The sequence below is a fragment of the Gardnerella sp. c23Ub_4 genome (genome assembly GCF_055804115.1).
The window spans coordinates 95497-112123 of sequence record NZ_JANUYO010000001.1 but is presented as its reverse complement, the minus strand read 5'-3'; the positions used below and the strand labels follow the sequence as shown (position 1 = coordinate 112123).

The 16627-nt window shown below is 46.8% G+C and carries 13 protein-coding genes; all 13 read left to right on the top strand.

Annotated elements, in window-relative coordinates; genetic code table 11:
• Positions 1-322: 322 nt before the first annotated feature.
• The 13 genes from NYP67_RS00535 to pstB all read left to right on the top strand — a co-directional run bounded on the left by NYP67_RS00535 (position 323) and on the right by pstB (position 16385).
• Complete coding sequence (locus tag NYP67_RS00535; protein ID WP_415696562.1) at positions 323-3082, top strand: polyribonucleotide nucleotidyltransferase; 2760 nt, start codon at positions 323-325, stop codon at positions 3080-3082.
• 125 nt (positions 3083-3207) lie between these two features.
• Positions 3208-4071 (top strand): aldo/keto reductase, encoded by an 864-nt coding sequence (locus tag NYP67_RS00530; RefSeq protein ID WP_180963173.1) that lies wholly within the window; start codon positions 3208-3210, stop codon positions 4069-4071.
• An 87-nt stretch (positions 4072-4158) separates the two neighbouring features.
• A complete protein-coding gene (locus tag NYP67_RS00525; RefSeq protein ID WP_473411054.1) occupies positions 4159-5124 on the top strand; it encodes a purine nucleoside phosphorylase YfiH/LACC1 family protein in 966 nt (321 codons plus the stop codon).
• A gap of 35 nt (positions 5125-5159) precedes the next feature.
• The gene (locus NYP67_RS00520) at positions 5160-5843 is read left to right on the top strand and encodes a pyroglutamyl-peptidase I (protein WP_473411053.1); all 684 of its coding nucleotides are present in this window, start codon (positions 5160-5162) and stop codon (positions 5841-5843) included.
• Between the two features lie 107 nt (positions 5844-5950).
• The gene (locus NYP67_RS00515; RefSeq protein WP_004131656.1) at positions 5951-7342 is read left to right on the top strand and encodes a hypothetical protein; all 1392 of its coding nucleotides are present in this window, start codon (positions 5951-5953) and stop codon (positions 7340-7342) included.
• 155 nt (positions 7343-7497) lie between these two features.
• A complete protein-coding gene (locus tag NYP67_RS00510) occupies positions 7498-8832 on the top strand; it encodes a C1 family peptidase (RefSeq protein ID WP_004131657.1) in 1335 nt (444 codons plus the stop codon).
• A gap of 601 nt (positions 8833-9433) precedes the next feature.
• A complete protein-coding gene (locus tag NYP67_RS00505) occupies positions 9434-10618 on the top strand; it encodes a 3-deoxy-7-phosphoheptulonate synthase (protein WP_473411052.1) in 1185 nt (394 codons plus the stop codon).
• Positions 10619-10748: 130 nt separating this feature from the next.
• On the top strand, positions 10749-11228 hold the full coding sequence (locus tag NYP67_RS00500; RefSeq protein ID WP_415691429.1) for a hypothetical protein: 480 nt from the start codon (positions 10749-10751) through the stop codon (positions 11226-11228).
• A gap of 8 nt (positions 11229-11236) precedes the next feature.
• Entirely contained in the window at positions 11237-11938 is a 702-nt protein-coding gene (gene mtnN / locus NYP67_RS00495; RefSeq protein ID WP_353938424.1) for a 5'-methylthioadenosine/S-adenosylhomocysteine nucleosidase, read from the top strand.
• Positions 11939-12211: 273 nt separating this feature from the next.
• Positions 12212-13423 (top strand): phosphate ABC transporter substrate-binding protein PstS, encoded by a 1212-nt coding sequence (pstS, locus tag NYP67_RS00490; RefSeq protein WP_081090829.1) that lies wholly within the window; start codon positions 12212-12214, stop codon positions 13421-13423.
• 94 nt (positions 13424-13517) lie between these two features.
• On the top strand, positions 13518-14504 hold the full coding sequence (gene pstC / locus NYP67_RS00485; RefSeq protein WP_415694992.1) for a phosphate ABC transporter permease subunit PstC: 987 nt from the start codon (positions 13518-13520) through the stop codon (positions 14502-14504).
• Positions 14501-15526: a phosphate ABC transporter permease PstA gene (gene pstA, locus NYP67_RS00480; RefSeq protein ID WP_415694993.1), complete on the top strand. Its 1026-nt coding sequence runs from the start codon at positions 14501-14503 to the stop codon at positions 15524-15526. The genes pstC and pstA overlap by 4 nt, the downstream gene beginning before the upstream one ends.
• 79 nt (positions 15527-15605) lie before the next feature.
• Positions 15606-16385 (top strand): phosphate ABC transporter ATP-binding protein PstB, encoded by a 780-nt coding sequence (gene pstB, locus NYP67_RS00475; RefSeq protein ID WP_004131665.1) that lies wholly within the window; start codon positions 15606-15608, stop codon positions 16383-16385.
• Positions 16386-16627: the final 242 nt, after the last annotated feature.

Below are 16627 nucleotides of genomic sequence, written 5' to 3'. Positions count from 1 at the left end.
TGAAGATTTAGGATTAACGATTTAGATTCTAAGCTAAATAATTTAAGAATAATTGATTTAAGGTTAAATGATTTAGTATTTAAGCGATTTAAGATTTAAGTGATTTAGTTTTAGCAAGTTCTTAAGTTTGTGGGATTTATAACTGAAGAATAAAACATAATTGAATATGGATGATTGAAGTAACCGAAACAAAAAACTACGAAATGTTGGTTATGCATTTTGCAAAGATTCGCGCGGATGTTAGGTAAAGGTAACAAAAAAGCGAGTCTGCCAATGACGACGCATGTTGGTTGATTAGGTAAGTTAAGAAAAGGAGGAACCCGTGGAGGGTCCCGAAATTAAGGCTGTAGAAGCCGTTATTGATAATGGTTCATTTGGAAAGCGTACGCTACGCTTTGAAACTGGTCGCCTCGCTCAGCAGGCTGACGGTGCTGTTGCCGCATACTTGGATGATGATTCCATGATTTTGTCGACGACGACTGCAGGATCTAGTCCAAAAGAAAACTACGATTTCTTCCCACTGACTGTGGATGTGGAAGAAAAAATGTACGCTGCTGGTAAGATTCCAGGATCTTTCTTCCGCAGAGAAGGACGCCCGTCAAATGAGGCAACGCTTGCGTGCCGTATTATTGACCGCCCATTGCGCCCGCTTTTCCCACACACTTTGCGTAACGAAGTGCAAGTTGTAGAAACGATTTTGGCAATTAATCCAGATGATGCTTACGACGTTATTGCTTTGAACGCTGCATCTGCTTCTACTATGATTTCTGGTTTGCCATTTGAAGGTCCAGTTTCTGGTGTGCGTTTGGCTTTGATTGATGGCCAGTGGGTTGCATTCCCTCGTTGGAGTGAGCGTGAGCGTGCTGTATTTGAGATTGTTGTTGCTGGTCGCGTTATTGAAAATGGCGATGTTGCGATTGCAATGATTGAAGCTGGCGCTGGTAAGAATGCTTGGAATTTGATTTATAATGAGGGTCAAATTAAGCCAGATGAGGAAGTTGTAGCTGGAGGCTTAGAAGCCGCAAAGCCGTTCATTAAGGTTATTTGCGAAGCGCAAAATGAGTTGAAGCGAATTGCGTCTAAGGAAACCAAGGAATTCCAGCTGTTCCCAGAGTATACGGATGAGCTTTATGCAAGAATCGATGAGATTGCTCATGCTGATTTGAACGAGGCTCTTTCTATTGCAGAAAAGCTTCCACGCCAAGACCGCATTGCGGAAATTAAAGAAGGCGTGCGCGAGGCGATTGCGCAAGAGTTTACTGATATGGACGAAGCCGAGAAAGAAAAGGAACTCGGCAATGCGTTCAAGGAGTTGCAGCGCCAGATTGTTCGTCGTCGTATTTTGACGGAAGATTACCGTATTGACGGCCGCGGCTTGCGCGATATTCGTACGCTTAGTGCAGAAGTTGATATTGTTCCTCGCGTTCATGGTTCGGCGCTCTTCCAGCGCGGCGAAACCCAGATTTTGGGCGTAACTACTTTGAACATGCTTAAGATGGAGCAGCAAGTGGATGCGCTTTCTGGCCCACAAACCAAGCGCTACATGCACAACTACGAGATGCCTCCATACTCCACTGGCGAAACGGGTCGCGTTGGTTCTCCAAAGCGCCGCGAGATTGGTCATGGTGCTTTGGCAGAGAAGGCTTTAGTGCCAGTTTTGCCAAGCCGCGAAGAGTTCCCATATGCTATTCGTCAAGTATCGGAAGCTATTGGTTCCAACGGTTCTACGTCTATGGGCTCCGTGTGCGCTTCTACGCTTTCTTTGCTCGCTGCTGGCGTTCCTTTGAAGGCTCCAGTTGCTGGCATTGCTATGGGCTTGGTTTCCGGAGACGTTGATGGCAAGCACATCTTTAAGACTTTGACCGATATTCTTGGCGCAGAAGATGCGTTTGGAGATATGGACTTTAAGGTTGCTGGTACGTCTGAATTTATTACTGCTTTGCAGCTTGATACTAAGCTTGATGGCATTCCAGCAGACATTTTGGCTGCTGCTTTGCAGCAAGCTCACGAGGCGCGCACGACTATTCTTGAAGTGATTAACGAGTGCATTGATTGCCCGGCGGAGATGAGCCCATTTGCTCCACGCATTATTACAACTACGATTCCTGTAGATAAGATTGGCGAAGTTATTGGCCCTAAGGGCAAGATGATTAACCAAATTCAAGAAGAAACTGGCGCTGAGATTGCTATTGAAGATGATGGTACTGTTTACATCTCTTCCGAAGGCGGCGAAGCTGCCGAGAAAGCAAAAGAAATCATCGATTCTATTGCAAATCCGCGCATTCCAAAGGCTGGTGAGACTTTTACTGGCAAGGTTGTTAAGACTACGAGCTTTGGTGCTTTCGTAAACTTGACTCCTGGAAGCGACGGCTTGTTGCATATTTCCCAGATTCGTAATCTTGCTAACGGTGAGCGCATTGACACTGTTGAAGATGTGCTTAAAGAGGGAGATACCGTAGAAGTAATCGTGCAAAGCGTAGATGAGCGCGGTAAGATTTCTTTGGCAATCCCAGGTTTTGAGAATCAGGAATCTTCTGCTCCAGCGCCTCGCGAAAACCGTGGTCGCGGATCTCGCGAAGATCGAGAAGATAGGGATGATCGCAGAAGTGATCGTAGGCGTGCTCCACGCGACGATAGGGATGATCGTGGAGACAGAGGAGATAGAGATGATCGTCCTCGCCGCCGTAGCGTTCGCGATGATCGCGATTCGCGCTATGACGATAGGGAAAATCGTTCTGATCGTTCCAGCCGCTACGATGAACGCTCTTCTAGAAGGGATGATCGCAGAAGCGATCGCTACGATAACAACGATTATGAAGACCGTCCTCGCCGCCGTAGCGTTCGCGACGATCGCTATGACGACCGAGATGATAGCTCAAGCGAGCGCGCAGAGCGTTCCGATCGTTCCGACGACCGCGCAGAGCGTCCTCGTCGCGGATCGGATCGCAGAGTGAGCGACCGCAATTTGCGCTACGCTGCAGACGACGATCACTACGATGAGTACCGCGCTGCTCGCGAGGAGCGCTCTGAGCGCCCTCGTCGCAGAATCCGCCGCGATTTTGACCCATTTGACGAGGATTAATCGCAAGATAAAGACGCAAGCGCATAAGCGCCTAGTCGTATAAAATAAAAAATCTAAATGCCTTCAAGTTGCTTTTTGCGCTTGGGGGCATTTTGAAACATTTGAAGTATTTGAACAGGAGCAAAATGGCCATGAATCGCACTATAGGATCGTTTAACACTACAGCTATCGGCTTTGGTGAGATGCCATTAACGATTGAAAACAATCTTGGACACAGTATGGGCATTGAAACAATCCATGCGGCTCTAAACGCTGGATGCACGCATATAGATACGGCATGGGCGTATTATTGCTCGGGCGGCGAGGAGCAAACTGGCGAAAAGCTTGTGCGCGAGGCATTGGATAGCTGGAATGGAGACAAGTCTTCGATTCTTGTTGCAACAAAAGTCGGTCACTTCCGCAACTTTACAGATGGCAAGCCAACGTGGGGTAAAGATGGAAAGCCAGAGCATTTGATTGCGCACGCTAAAGAGTCGGCAATGGCTCTTGGCGTAGATACGATTGATTTGCTTTACTTCCACAGGCCAGATCCAGAAGTTCCATACAACGAGTCGATTGAAGCAATGCAACAGCTGCTTGATGAGGGAGTCGCGCGAGAAATCGGCATTTCTAACGCATCTGTTGAGCAGATTGACATTGCGCGTGAGATTTTGGGAGAAAATCTTGTTGCTGTTCAAAATCAGTATTCGCCAGTGCATTTAGAAAACGAAGACACGTTGCAATATTGCAAGAAGCTTGGAATTGCGTTTGTTTGCTGGAGTCCGCTTGGAGGGTTCCGTCACCCGTATGACGAACATCTTTTTGACCCATTCCGCAAAGTGGCAAATGATCACAACGTTAGCTATCAGCAGGTTGTTTTGGCTTGGGAGCTTGCCAAGGGCAGCAATGTTTTTGTTATTCCAGGCGCGCATAGGCCAGCTACGATTTTAGATAGCTTAAAGGCTGCAGATTTGCAATTAAGCGACGAAGAATTAGCTTATTTGGGTTAACTTAATTTTGATTAACTTATTACAGCGAATAAGTTGTTATTGCAAATAATTTGTTACATAAAATAAGACAAAACGAAAGCGAATAATATGCAAGAAACTAGCGTAGCAGGAATGCCACTTGCGCACGAAGACGAAGATGGCTTGCCAATTCCAGTGACGATTCCAGTGCCACTGGGCGCACGCGCTCATGCCGTTTTTACAACGCGATTAGGTGGAATTTCCGAAGGTGCGTTTGCTTCGCTTAATTTAGGAGGCAAAGCTGGCGACGATTCTAAATCTGTGTTTAGCAACCGTTGTGCTTTGCAACGCGCGCTTAAATCTGACTTGTGCCTTGTTAGCCAAGTTCACGGAAATAGCGTATTTGATGCAGATCCAATAGTTGATTCGTGGAACACTCCGTACGGTTTTGATGCTACAGGTTTTGCAGATTCACACGCTAGAATCGAAGCAGACGCGCAAGTTTCAACTGCTTGCTCGCTTGCTTTAGGAATGTTTGCTGCAGATTGCTTGCCAGTTTTGCTTGCAGATAGTGAATCTGGCGTAATTGCTGCAGCGCATTGTGGCAGAAAAGGCTTAATGGCTGGAGTGCTTGATTCTGTTATTGAGGCAATGTGCGAAAAGGGAGCCGAACGCTCGAATATAACGGCTGTTTTAGGGCCATGCATTTGTGGTGATTGCTATGAAGTTGGCGAAGAAATCGCGCGTGACTTTGAACGCCGATACCCACAAACTGTAACGCAAACGCGTTTTGGTGGACTTGGAATTGATATTGCAGAAGCTGCTCGCATTGATTTAGCGCTTGCAGGAGTTGCAAATATTGTTGAAGCTTTGCCACGCGTTACTGCTGCCACACAATATTTGGCTAAAGATGAAGAGTTGCAAACGATTTGTAAGGTAGACGGCGAAGGCGAAGCGCTGGAAAGTCGCCTTAAGGCGTTGCAAAACCCAATGTGTACGCTGGAAAATCCATTATGGTATTCTCACAGGCGCGCTGGTCTTGCAGGAAAATCTCACGAAGGACGATTGCTTGCGCTTGTAGTTAAAGACAAGTAAAAGCTATTGTTAGAAAGCTATAGAAAGCTATTGTTATGAATCAAATTAACGTAGTGATTTCTGGGTTTGGGCCATACGAGGATTTAAGCATAAATCCTTCGCACGAAGTGCCGCTAGTTCTTGAACACGCCAAAAATGGCGATTTGCTTGCGGATTTTGATCTTCCAGAAGATGTTAGCGTAAAAATCACGTCTGTAATGTTGCCAATCAGCTTTGCAAATGCTTGGCCGCATCTTTTAGAAACGATTAACGCGCAAGACGCGGATATTGTAATTGCAACAGGCGTAAAACACGCGGCTCGTGGAGTGCAACTAGAACGATGCGCTACAAACATAATGGATGCAAATAAGCCAGACGTAGATAACCACACTCCTCAAAGCGTACCAATCGTTGAAAATGGGCCTGCTGCGTACTGGACTAGGCTGCCGCTAAGAATGATTCTAAACGATTTTGCTCATAGTGGGATTGCTTCCACGCTAAGCTCGGATGCAGGAACATATGTTTGCAATTCGCTGTTTTATAGATTGCTAGATTGGGCGTCGAATAATTCTAAAAAGCGCATAATTGCAGGGTTTGTAAGTTTTCCGCCAGTGGTTGCGTTGCATGATGCACGCCACGGGCTGCCATTAGACGCGCAAATAAAAGCTGGAAAAAGCATAATTTGCGAAGCTGTAAATTACTATATGAAACCTTCGTCTTCGGGAATATTACTCAAGTAGTTTGCGCGACACGCTCGAGTGTTTTAGCAACTAAAGTGATAGCGTTATTGCTGATGGAGTGTGCACGATAAGTAGTAGTCGTGCGGGGGTTTGTGAAAGGAATAAACATGGTGCCAGATCGTTTCCCAACTGCTTTGCGAGGGTACGACAAAGATAAAGTCAACGAAGCCTTTACCAACTATGAGCGCACAATATCACGTTTGCGTGAACAAGTGCGATCTAGTGACGAATCTATTCTTCAATTGCAAGCACAGTTGCAAGAAGAAAAAAATAATGTAAAACGCGCAAAAAGCGGAAATACTTTTGCATCTTTGGGCGCAAATGCGCAACAATTACTTGCTTCGGCAGAACAGACGAGTGCGCAATTAATTGAGCGTGCAAAGCAAGACGCTGCGTCTATTAAAAAGACGGCTCAAGCTCAGGCAGGAACTTTACTGAATAATGCAAAATTAGACGCGGAACATTTGCTTCAAGAAGCGCAAACTAAGGCAGATACGCTGCTTTCTACGGCAAGCAATAAGGCAAATCAGATGACAAGCGCTGCGAAAGAGGATTCAGAGCGTTTGCGCGAAACAACGAGTAAAGATGTTAATGCACAAAAAGATGCTGCAACGCTAGAAATCAACAATGCGCGTGAAGAGCACACGAAGCGAATGGCATCCGAAAAATCCGAGCAAGAACGTGCAATTGCACAGCTAAAGGCGGATGCAGCGCAAAAAATCGCGGAACAAAGGTCGGCTGCAAACGCGGAAATCGCACATGCTAAAGCAGAAACGAATGATCAAATTGAATCGGCTTTAGCAGAAGCGAATAAGAAGCTTGCAGATATGCAAGAGCGCGCAACAAAGATGATGGCGGATGCTCAGCGCAAGGCTGGAGAAATCACGGATGCTGCAGCTGCAAAGGCTCAGGAGATTGCAGACGAAGCGCAAGTTGAGCGTACGCGTACACTGAGCCAAGTTAGTGCAGAAGTTGAGCAAATTAGAAACGATATTGCTGCTCAACAAGAAGAGGCCACAAAAAAGGTGAATGAGCTTATTTCTGGTCTAAAAGAGCGTGAGCGTGCTGCGCAAGAAGAGGCGGATGCGCTTGTTGCGAGAGCAAAAACTGTGCATCAAGATGCGGATGATTATGCTGCTCAAGCTCATAAAGATGCGGATGCTCAAGCTGCGCAAATCGTTCGCAAAGCTATGCAAGACGCTACTGCTCAAGTGGAAGAGCGTAGGGCGGCAGCTCAGAAGGAGCTTGACGGTATGACGGCGCGCTTAACGCAATTGCAGCATAGGGAAGCGCAAATCACGCAGCGCGTTACTGAGCTTAGGTCGCTTTTTGCAAACGCATTCTCGGGATTTGATTTTGGAGATGCTGCTTCTGGACAGGGGCATTCTGGCGATTCTGCAGATGCGGATGCTTCGGAGCGTAGAGATGCGGATGCTCAAAAGCAGGCTAGAAAAGATGCTCAAGCTCAAGTGGAAGAGGCAATTGCGCAGGAGTCGTGATTTTCTGGCGTAGATGCGCGCTGAGTGATTTGGATGCGTGATTTGGATGCGTGATTTGCGCGGAAAAATCGCAAGCAAGCCGCAAGATTTACGAAAAAGCTAAAATAAACTATAAAAAATAAACATAAAACAAGGAAAACAAGAAAGGTTATACAGTGACTGAGATCTCTGAATTAAGTGCCGAAGCTTTGCAAGGTTTGCGTGACGATTTTGACGCAAATCCATTGAATCGTTTGGCAATGAACGGCGTTACGGCTGCTGGAATCGATAAAGTGGCGCGAAACTACGACCGCGCTCGCTTGCTGCAGCGCCGATTCTCAACGGTTGTGGATAATGGCGATGCAAGGCATCAAGATCATTCTGGTCGCTGCTGGTTATTTAGCTCTTTGAATGTTGCGCGATTTGTTGCTAAAAAATCGCTTAAAGTTAAGGATTTTGAGTTCTCGCAGAACTACGCAATGTACTTCGACAAGCTTGAGCGAATCAACTACTTCTTAAATGACGTTGCGGCTCTTGTTCGCTCTGGCGAGCCTTCTGATTCGCGTTTGCTGCAGCATTTGCTCAGTGACGTTATGGGTGACGGCGGCCAGTGGACTATGGCTATGAACGTCTACAAGAAGTATGGTGCTGTTCCTAAGGATTTGTATCCAGAAACAGAGTCTTCTAAAGACACTGGAGATATGAATACTCAGCTTAAAAAGCTTTTGCACACGGCTGTGGCTCATATGTATGCCAACGCTGCCGACATTGACAATATTATTGAGACGACTATGGCTGCGGGTCATAGGATTCTTACAATTCACTTGGGTGAGCCACCAAAGAGCTTCGATTGGGAGTGGACAGACGAGGACGGAAAGTTCCATCGCGATGGCGAAATTACGCCAGTTGAGTTTTGGAAGAAGTATGTTACTGCTGGTTTGGAAGACTACGTTTGCTTGGTGGACGATCCACGTGCGGAGCATCCAAAGGGCAAGAAGATTGCGATTGAGCACTTGGGCAATGTTGCTGGCGGAGACGCTACGGAATATTTGAACGTGCCAAACCAGTTTATGAAGGATTGCGTGCGTAAGATTCTTGTTGAGCAGGGCATTCCAGTTTGGTTTGGTGCGGATTGCCACCCTATGATGGATCGCGATAACGGCGCGTGGGCTACGGATTTGTTTGAGTACGATCGCGTTTATGGCGTTGATTTTGACTTGAACAAGGAGCAGCGCGTGCGTTTTGCTGATTCTGCTATGAATCATGCTATGGCGTTTGCTGGAGTTGATGTTGCGGATGACGGCACGACTACTCGCCGCTGGCGCGTGGAGAACTCTTGGGGGCCAGAGATTGCGGACAAGGGTTACTTTACGATGAGTGACGATTGGTTTACTGAGTACGTGTACGAGGTGGCTGTACCTAAGGCGCTTTTGCCAGAAGAATATAAGAAAGCACTGGAAGAACCAGCAATTGTTTTACCAGCGTGGGACCCAATGGGCGCGCTCGCCTAGGCTAATTTCACTAGGAAATTAGCCTAGGCGAGCGCGCCCGAGCTGCTTAGAGCAGAAGCATTGCTTCTGCTGCAGCGAGGACATTCGCGCGCGTAGACCGCGCGAATGCAGTGGCTTAACGCGAAGCTGCATAGCGCGCTTCGCGTTACTCCAAAGCGCCCGAGCCACTTAAGGCAGAAGCATTGCTTCTGCTGCGCTTTGACTGAGCTTGAAATTGCAAAGCGCGTTTCAAGCTCCTTCAAAGCGTGATTTGGCATGTAAAGTCCACTGGACTTTACATGCCAAATCAGCCGAGCGGCTACTAATAGCCGCGAGGAATAGCGTGCGGCTAATCCGCGCGAACGCAGTAGGCATCACGTCAAGCGCATCATTTTCCGCTTTTTGTTGTTCAACACGCCGTTTTGAACAACAAAATCGGGAGTCTTGTAGTGTGTTTGTATCTAAAATACGGCGTGTCGCGGTACAAACGCACTACAAGAAATGAACAAAAGATAACATAAGCACAAAGGTAAATCGGAGCGACTACATAAACTTGTAGTGCTTTGTAATTGCGTCAAATCTTGCCGCATTGAGCGCAGTTTATTCTATAGGATGGTGACAAATGGAATCTACGCCTGATCAGCGCATTTCAAGCGCAGTCAAGCAAGCTGTTGAAAACGGCATGAATCCGCTTGACTCGTCTAAATTCGAGCGCTGGGAAGACCAGGTTGGCGTAGATCGCATAATCAACCGTCGCGTGTTGGAGTTGGAGCCGCTTCCCACTCCTGCTCAAGTTCTTGGCGAGTTGCCACTTCCTCCGTATGCGCAAGATATTGTTGCCGAGTCACGCGATGAGATTCGCGAATGCCTTAACGGAGATGACGATCGCTTGCTTGTAATCGTTGGGCCTTGCTCGGTTCACGACCCCGCTGCAGCTCTTGACTACGCGTCTCGTTTGGCTGATTTGCGCGCAAAGCTCGAAGGCGAGCTTTTGATTGTTATGCGCGTTTACTTTGAAAAGCCGCGCACAACAGTTGGCTGGAAGGGCTTGATTAACGACCCAGATATTGACGGCACGCACGATATTCACAAGGGTTTGCTTTTGGCGCGTCGCACGCTTCTTGGCGTGCTAGACGCTGGTTTGGCTGCAGCAACCGAGTTTTTGGAGCCGACTAGCCCGCAGTTTATTGCGGATGCGGTTAGCTGGGGGGCGATTGGCGCGCGCAACACGGAATCGCAGATTCATCGCCAGCTTGCTAGCGGTCTTTCTATGCCAGTCGGATTTAAGAACGCTACGGATGGCTCTGTTACAGCCGCCGTCAATGGTTGCCTAGCTGCCAGCCAGCATCACACTTTCTTTGGAATTGACCATCTTGGACGCGCGTGCGCTGTGCAAACGCTTGGAAACCCTGATTGTCATGTTGTTTTGCGCGGCTCTAGCAAGGGGCCAAACTACGATGCGGCTTCTGTTGCGGCGGCCGTTGCGTCGGTTCGTTTGAGGCTCGGCGCGGATTGCGTGGCGTCTAATGGCGTTGTAATCGACTGCTCGCACGGAAATTCAGGCAAAGATGAAAATCGCCAGATTCAAGTTGTGCAAGATATTGCGGATCGATTTGCGCACGGCGAAAAGGGCATTAAAGGCGTTATGATGGAGAGCTTCTTGCAAGGCGGAAACCAAGATCCTGCGCCTTTGAGCGAGCTTGAATACGGAAAGTCGATTACGGATCGATGCATTTCTTGGGAAGATACCGAGCGCTTGCTTAACACTCTTGCGCAGTCTGTTTCTGCTCGCCGACTTAAGTCTTGATTATCGCGCGCGACGACCTACCTTTTCGCTTAGACCGCGCTAACGGCGCGACACGCCGTGTTTTTTTTTAGTTGTAAACAATTACAATAAATCCTCAAATAGTCAGCATTTTTGAACAAAGGAGTGCAAAATGTGCGAATCGCCAGCCACCAATCGCAACAGTCTTCCTAAAGATAAAGATGGCGCTTTAAGCCGCGCTCTTCCAATCGCGCGATACGCGATTTTTGCGCTTCTGCTTGCTGGTGCGTTTCTTCTTGCGTTTGCGTGGTATCGCGGCACTCACAGCAAAGGCTACACTGTTGTTGCCTGTTCTGCACTATGGTTTAGTGTTATTGTTCCGTTTATTACGCTGATTGTACTTTGCATTTTTGTGCGCGGATGGCGTCTTGTTGTTGGCTCTATAATTTGCGTTTTGCTAATAGCGTCTTTCTTTGGATTTATTGCGCTTCAAGATCAAATCATGGAGTTTCTAAATATCCCCGCTACAAATCCTTGGTTTGAATTCACGTGCAGCGCTTTGCTAAAAATTGCAACCGCGTCTTTTGTTATTATGTGTTGTGTAAGCGTATTTTTGATTAGACGCAATTCAATGCACAAGATTAAAGGATGATTTGACGAATGCCTAAGTTTACAAAAATTGCCATTATTGGCGCTATGGAAGAAGAAGTTGCGCACATTGCTGCCTCGCTTAGCAATGTTAAGCACGATAAGGCGGCCAGCTTAGACGTATCTTGCGGCGTGCTTGAATGCGAAGATGGCGGAAAAATCGAAGTTGCTGCAACAGTTGGCGGAATGGGACTTGTAAATGCTGCTGCAACTGCGCAGTATTTAATTGATACGTACAAGCCGCAGGCTGTAATCTTTTCGGGAATTGCAGGAAATCTCAATAAAAATTTGCATACGAATGATGTTGTTCTTGGAAAAACATTAAGATATTTAGACACCGACATGCGCATGATTAGTCAGTGGAAACCGTTTACAAACGAGTACCATTCAGACGATTATCTTCTTAAAACAGCAGACAGTGTTTTAACAAAGATGGGCATTAATCACATTTTGGGAACAATCGCATCTGGTGGATATTTTGTAGACACGCCCGAAAAAGTGGCGGAAGTAATTGAGGCAACTCAAGCGGATGCTGTAGAAATGGAAGGCGCTGCGATTCTTCACGTTGCTGCAAGAAACGACGTTCCAGCGTTAGTTGTGCGCGCAATGAGCGACAATGCAGACACAAAATACGAGGAGTTTCACACTTTCGACATATCCGAATACGCGGATACGGCTGCAAAAATGACGGTAAATATTGCTAGAAATTTGTAGAATTCAACACGCCGATGTGGTCGCCGACGCGTTGCACCGTCAATCAAAAGGCGAGTAGCGCTAAATGCCGCCATTTTCTAAGCTCAATCAGATTTTGGCGGCAAGGTTTTTACCCCCCTCTTAATATTGGCATCGTTAATAGAAGAAAAAGGTAATAAGAAATAAAAGATGCCAGTTTTGAACATTAGTTTAATTAATTTAAGAGGAAAATTTGCGGTAGGTTATACGAGAAACGCAGATTGGCTGGCATAATGGCAATTCTTCTTGAAAGGAATGAAGAATATGCGTAAAAATGCAGTAAAAAATGCAGTAGAAAATAGTGCAGTAAAAAATCGATCAATCAAATTGAACACAAAGTGGAATATGCGCGCGATTGCAGCAGGATTGTTAGCGTCCGCAACTTTAGTAAGCTTTGCGGCTTGTGGCGACAATATTCCTGCAAGCAGTTCGCAACCGTCCACAAATTCTTCCGCAAAAATCGTAGGAAACTTCCAAGGATCTGGTGCATCTTCCCAGCAGGTTGCTGTAGAAGCGTGGATTGCAGGATTCCAATCCAAAAATCCTGGCGCTAAAATCGCCTATAATCCAACTGGCTCAGGCGCAGGAGTTACAACATTTATGACGGGAGCCACAGCTTGGGCTGGGTCCGATAAATCGCTAAGCGACGACGAAGTTGAAAAGTCTAAGTCGGTTTGCGCTAATGGCACTACAGCTTTCGACGTTCCAGTATACGTTTCTCCAATCGCAGTAATCTTTAATCTAAAAGGCGTTTCGGATGCTGGAAAGCACATAAATATGGACGCTTCTACAATCGCAAAAATCTTCGACGGCAAGATTACGCGTTGGAACGACGATGCAATTAAATCGCAAAATCCAAAGCTAAAGCTTCCAGATAAGCCGATTACAGTTGTTCACAGGTCCGACAAGTCTGGCACAACGCAGAACTTCTTAAGCTACATAAAAGACGTTGCTCCAAGCGATTGGGCGTACGATCTTAGCGAAAATTGGCCAAATAGCGTAGGCCAGGGCGCAAAAGGCACGTCTGGCGTTGTTTCCACAATCCGCATGGCAGACGGAGCGATTGGATACGCGGACTTCTCGCAAGTTGGAAAGCTTGGAACTGTTGCAGTAAAAGTGGGAGATTCTTACAACCAGATTAGCCCAGAAGGTGGCTCTATAACCGTTAACGATTCAAAGGTTGACGAAGATGCTGCAGCAAAAGCAAAGCACCGCGTTGTTGTTAAAATAAACCACAAAACGGAAGAAAAAGGCGCTTATCCGATTGTGCTAGTTTCTTACGATATTGTGTGCAATGCGTACAAAGATGCTGCGACTGCGCGATTTGCAAAGTCGTGGCTTTCGTACGTTGTTAGCAAAGATGGCCAGGCTGCGGCTCAAGGTGCTGCTGGAACTGCGCCTTTGCCAGAAAAGCTTATGGGCAGGATTAACAAGTCGATTCAGTCAATTCAGTCGATTGGCAAGTAAAAATAGCATTTTGCAAAGATTTTAGAGTAGTTAATATAGTAGTCAATATATTGCTGCTGATAGCATTTATATAATGACTACAAAAGGAGCATGAGTGAGTTCTAAACAAAGAACTGAAATCAGTAAAGATGCGCACAAAAGTGGCCATTTTGCAGGTGGTTTTGCAGGTGGTTTTGCAGACCGCTTGTTCAAAAGCGTAGCTCTTGCTTGCGGATTGCTGATTTTAATGGTGCTTACAGCTGTTGCATTGTTCCTGCTGTTTCAAGCGTGGCCTATTATAGGCGCAAACAAAAACCAAGTAAGTCAAGTATTTTTGGACTTTACGGGTGGCAAAGCGCACGATTTTCTAGGCTACGTAGCGCCAATGGTTTTTGGAACTGTTCTTATGTCTGCGCTCGCTCTGCTCCTTGCTTTCTTTGTTTCGATTGGAATCGCGCTGTTTATAAGCCACTATGCTCCGCCAAAAATCGTGCCACTTTTAAGCGGTGTTGTTGATTTGCTTGCTGCAATTCCGTCCGTAATCTACGGTCTTTGGGGCGGATTGGTGCTCGTGCCAGCAATATACCCGTTCTGGAAGTTTATCTCTCACATCTTTGGCTGGATTCCGCTTTTTGCAGGCCCTGCTGCAAGCCCTTCTCGTAGTGCTGCAACCGTTAGCATTGTTCTGGCAGTTATGATTTTGCCGATTATAACTTCTATGGCGCGAGACATTTTCCAGCAAGCGCCGCGATTGCAACAAGAAGGCGCACTTGCGCTTGGTGCCACAAAGTGGGAGATGATAAAGCTAGCGGTTTTGCCGTTTGCAAAGTCGGGAATCGTCTCCGCATCTATGCTTGGTCTTGGCCGCGCGCTTGGCGAGACAATGGCAGTTCTTATGATTTTGTCTCCAGGATTCACCTTTAAATTCAACATTTTGCAAGCTTCACAAAACCAAACGATTGCAGCAAACATAGCAGCGCAATACCCAGAAGCAAACGGATTGGGTGTTAGTGCGCTTATTGCTACAGGTTTGGTGCTGTTTGTTATTTCATTCGCTGTAAACCTTATTGCTCGCAAAATCACAGGAAAGGCGAGTGCATGATGCAAAATTCGCAATCGTTACAAGCTGGGGTTGTTGGGGTTGATCAGACTATTGAAGACAGCCTCGAATCTCCAAAAATCGACTTTAACAAGTTCCGCCCAACGCGCTCTAGAATCGCAAGTCGCAAGCGAAAAGACGCGTTTATGCGTGTTCTAATCTTTTTGTCTTTTATAGTTGCGCTAATTCCGCTTCTTTCTTTGCTTTTTACGACTATTGCAAACGGCATTAAGCGATTAAACCTTGACTTTTTAACGCATAATATGACTTATGTTGTTGGCGGCGCAGCCACTGGCACAGGCGGTTACGGCGGTATTTTGCACGCCATTATTGGAACGTTGGAGATTACTCTTGGAGCAATGCTGATTTCGATTCCGATTGGAATTATGTGCTCCGTGTATTTGATTGAGTATGCGCGTGGCAGCCGCCTTGCTAGAGTGATTAATCTTGTTGTAGACGTTATGAGCGGAATCCCTTCGATTGTAGCTGGTTTGTTTGCGTTTTCTAGCTTTACGATTTTTGTGGGTCCTGGAACAATCAACGGTTTTGAAGGGTCGGTTGCGCTTTCGCTGCTTATGCTGCCAACTGTTGTTAAGTCGTGTCAAGAAATGTTAAAAATTGTGCCGAACGATTTGCGAGAAGCGGCGCTTGCTCTAGGCGTTACAAAGCAGCGCATGATTACAAAAATCGTGTTGCGAACCGCTTTGCCTGGCATTGTTTCTGGCTGCATTCTTGCTGTTGCGCGAGTGATTGGCGAGACGGCTCCGCTTTTAATGGCAGCTGGGTTTATTGCATCCACGAATTTCAATCTTTTTGACGGGCAAATGACCACTTTGCCAGTGTACGTTTACCAGGAATATTCCAAGCTTTCGGCGAATTGCCCAGCTAACGCGCTATCTTCGTGCGTTACTACGATTCCGATGGAGCGTGCGTGGGCGGCGGCGCTTGCTTTGATTGTGGTTGTTTTGCTGCTGAATATTATTGGGCGAGTTGTAGCGCGCGTGTTCTCAGTAAAGGCGAAATAAAGCGAAGTGAATCAAGGTAAATCAAAGTAAAGCGAAGTAAGACGAAGTAAGACGAAGGATTTTAGAAAGTGAGGCGCAAATGGGTCAGCGCATTGATGTTAAGCATTTGAACATTTACTATGGTGATTTTCTAGCAGTAGAAGACGTTAACATAAGCATTGAGCCAAACAAGGTTACGGCTTTTATTGGGCCTTCGGGATGTGGAAAATCAACGGTTTTGCGCACTTTAGACCGCATGCACGAGATTACTCCAGGCGCTCGCGTGGAAGGTCAAGTGTTGCTTGAAGGCCGCGATTTGTATGGCAAAGATGTGGACCCTGTGGCTGTTCGCCGAGATGTTGGAATGGTGTTCCAGCGCCCAAATCCTTTCCCAACAATGTCTATTCGAGAAAACGTTCTTGCAGGAGTTCGCTTAAACAATCGCCATATTTCAAAGCAAGATGCCGACGACCTAGTTGAGTGGGCTTTGCGTGGCGCGAATTTGTGGAACGAGGTTAAAGATAGACTCGATAAGCCAGGAATCGGGCTTTCTGGCGGCCAGCAGCAACGACTTTGTATTGCACGAGCCGTGGCTGTGCATCCGCAAGTGCTTCTTATGGACGAGCCTTGCTCTGCTCTTGACCCGATTTCTACTCTTGCTGTAGAAGATTTGATTAACGAGCTTAAGCGCGATTACACGATTGTGATTGTAACGCACAACATGCAACAGGCGGCGCGCGTTGCCGATTACACTGCGTTCTTTAACCTTAAGGCGGTTGGAAAACCAGGGCATCTTGAGTATTTTGCAGATACCACCACTATGTTCAACAATCCGCGCAATGCGGAGGCGGAGCGCTACATTTCTGGCCGCTTTGGGTGATTTTTGCAGCGATTTCTGTGTGTTTTCTGCGCGATTTTTAGGCGATTTTTGCATAATTTTTGCGCGATTTTTCTTTGGTCAGCACGTGCGCGTAAGGTCGAACCTGTTCGGTTGTTCAAAGTTCTATAAGTCGTTTCTAATTCTCGCGAGTTTTCTAGAGTGTTTATTCGGCTTGTGCTTTGCGCGCCGAGCGAGTCGCAGTAACCTCTGCGTGAATGCCCAAATGTAATTGCGTCCGCGAT

What these genes read in the sequence shown, in the direction of transcription:
- NYP67_RS00520 (WP_473411053.1), top strand. Translation starts at nt 5,160, where the DNA reads ATGAATCAAATTAACGTAGTGATTTCTGGGTTTGGGCCATACGAGGAT.
- pstS (WP_081090829.1), top strand. Translation starts at nt 12,212, where the DNA reads ATGAAGAATATGCGTAAAAATGCAGTAAAAAATGCAGTAGAAAATAGT.
- NYP67_RS00515 (WP_004131656.1), top strand. Translation starts at nt 5,951, where the DNA reads ATGGTGCCAGATCGTTTCCCAACTGCTTTGCGAGGGTACGACAAAGAT.
- mtnN (WP_353938424.1), top strand. Translation starts at nt 11,237, where the DNA reads ATGCCTAAGTTTACAAAAATTGCCATTATTGGCGCTATGGAAGAAGAA.
- NYP67_RS00525 (WP_473411054.1), top strand. Translation starts at nt 4,159, where the DNA reads ATGCAAGAAACTAGCGTAGCAGGAATGCCACTTGCGCACGAAGACGAA.
- pstA (WP_415694993.1), top strand. Translation starts at nt 14,501, where the DNA reads ATGATGCAAAATTCGCAATCGTTACAAGCTGGGGTTGTTGGGGTTGAT.
- NYP67_RS00500 (WP_415691429.1), top strand. Translation starts at nt 10,749, where the DNA reads ATGTGCGAATCGCCAGCCACCAATCGCAACAGTCTTCCTAAAGATAAA.
- NYP67_RS00530 (WP_180963173.1), top strand. Translation starts at nt 3,208, where the DNA reads ATGGCCATGAATCGCACTATAGGATCGTTTAACACTACAGCTATCGGC.
- NYP67_RS00505 (WP_473411052.1), top strand. Translation starts at nt 9,434, where the DNA reads ATGGAATCTACGCCTGATCAGCGCATTTCAAGCGCAGTCAAGCAAGCT.
- pstB (WP_004131665.1), top strand. Translation starts at nt 15,606, where the DNA reads ATGGGTCAGCGCATTGATGTTAAGCATTTGAACATTTACTATGGTGAT.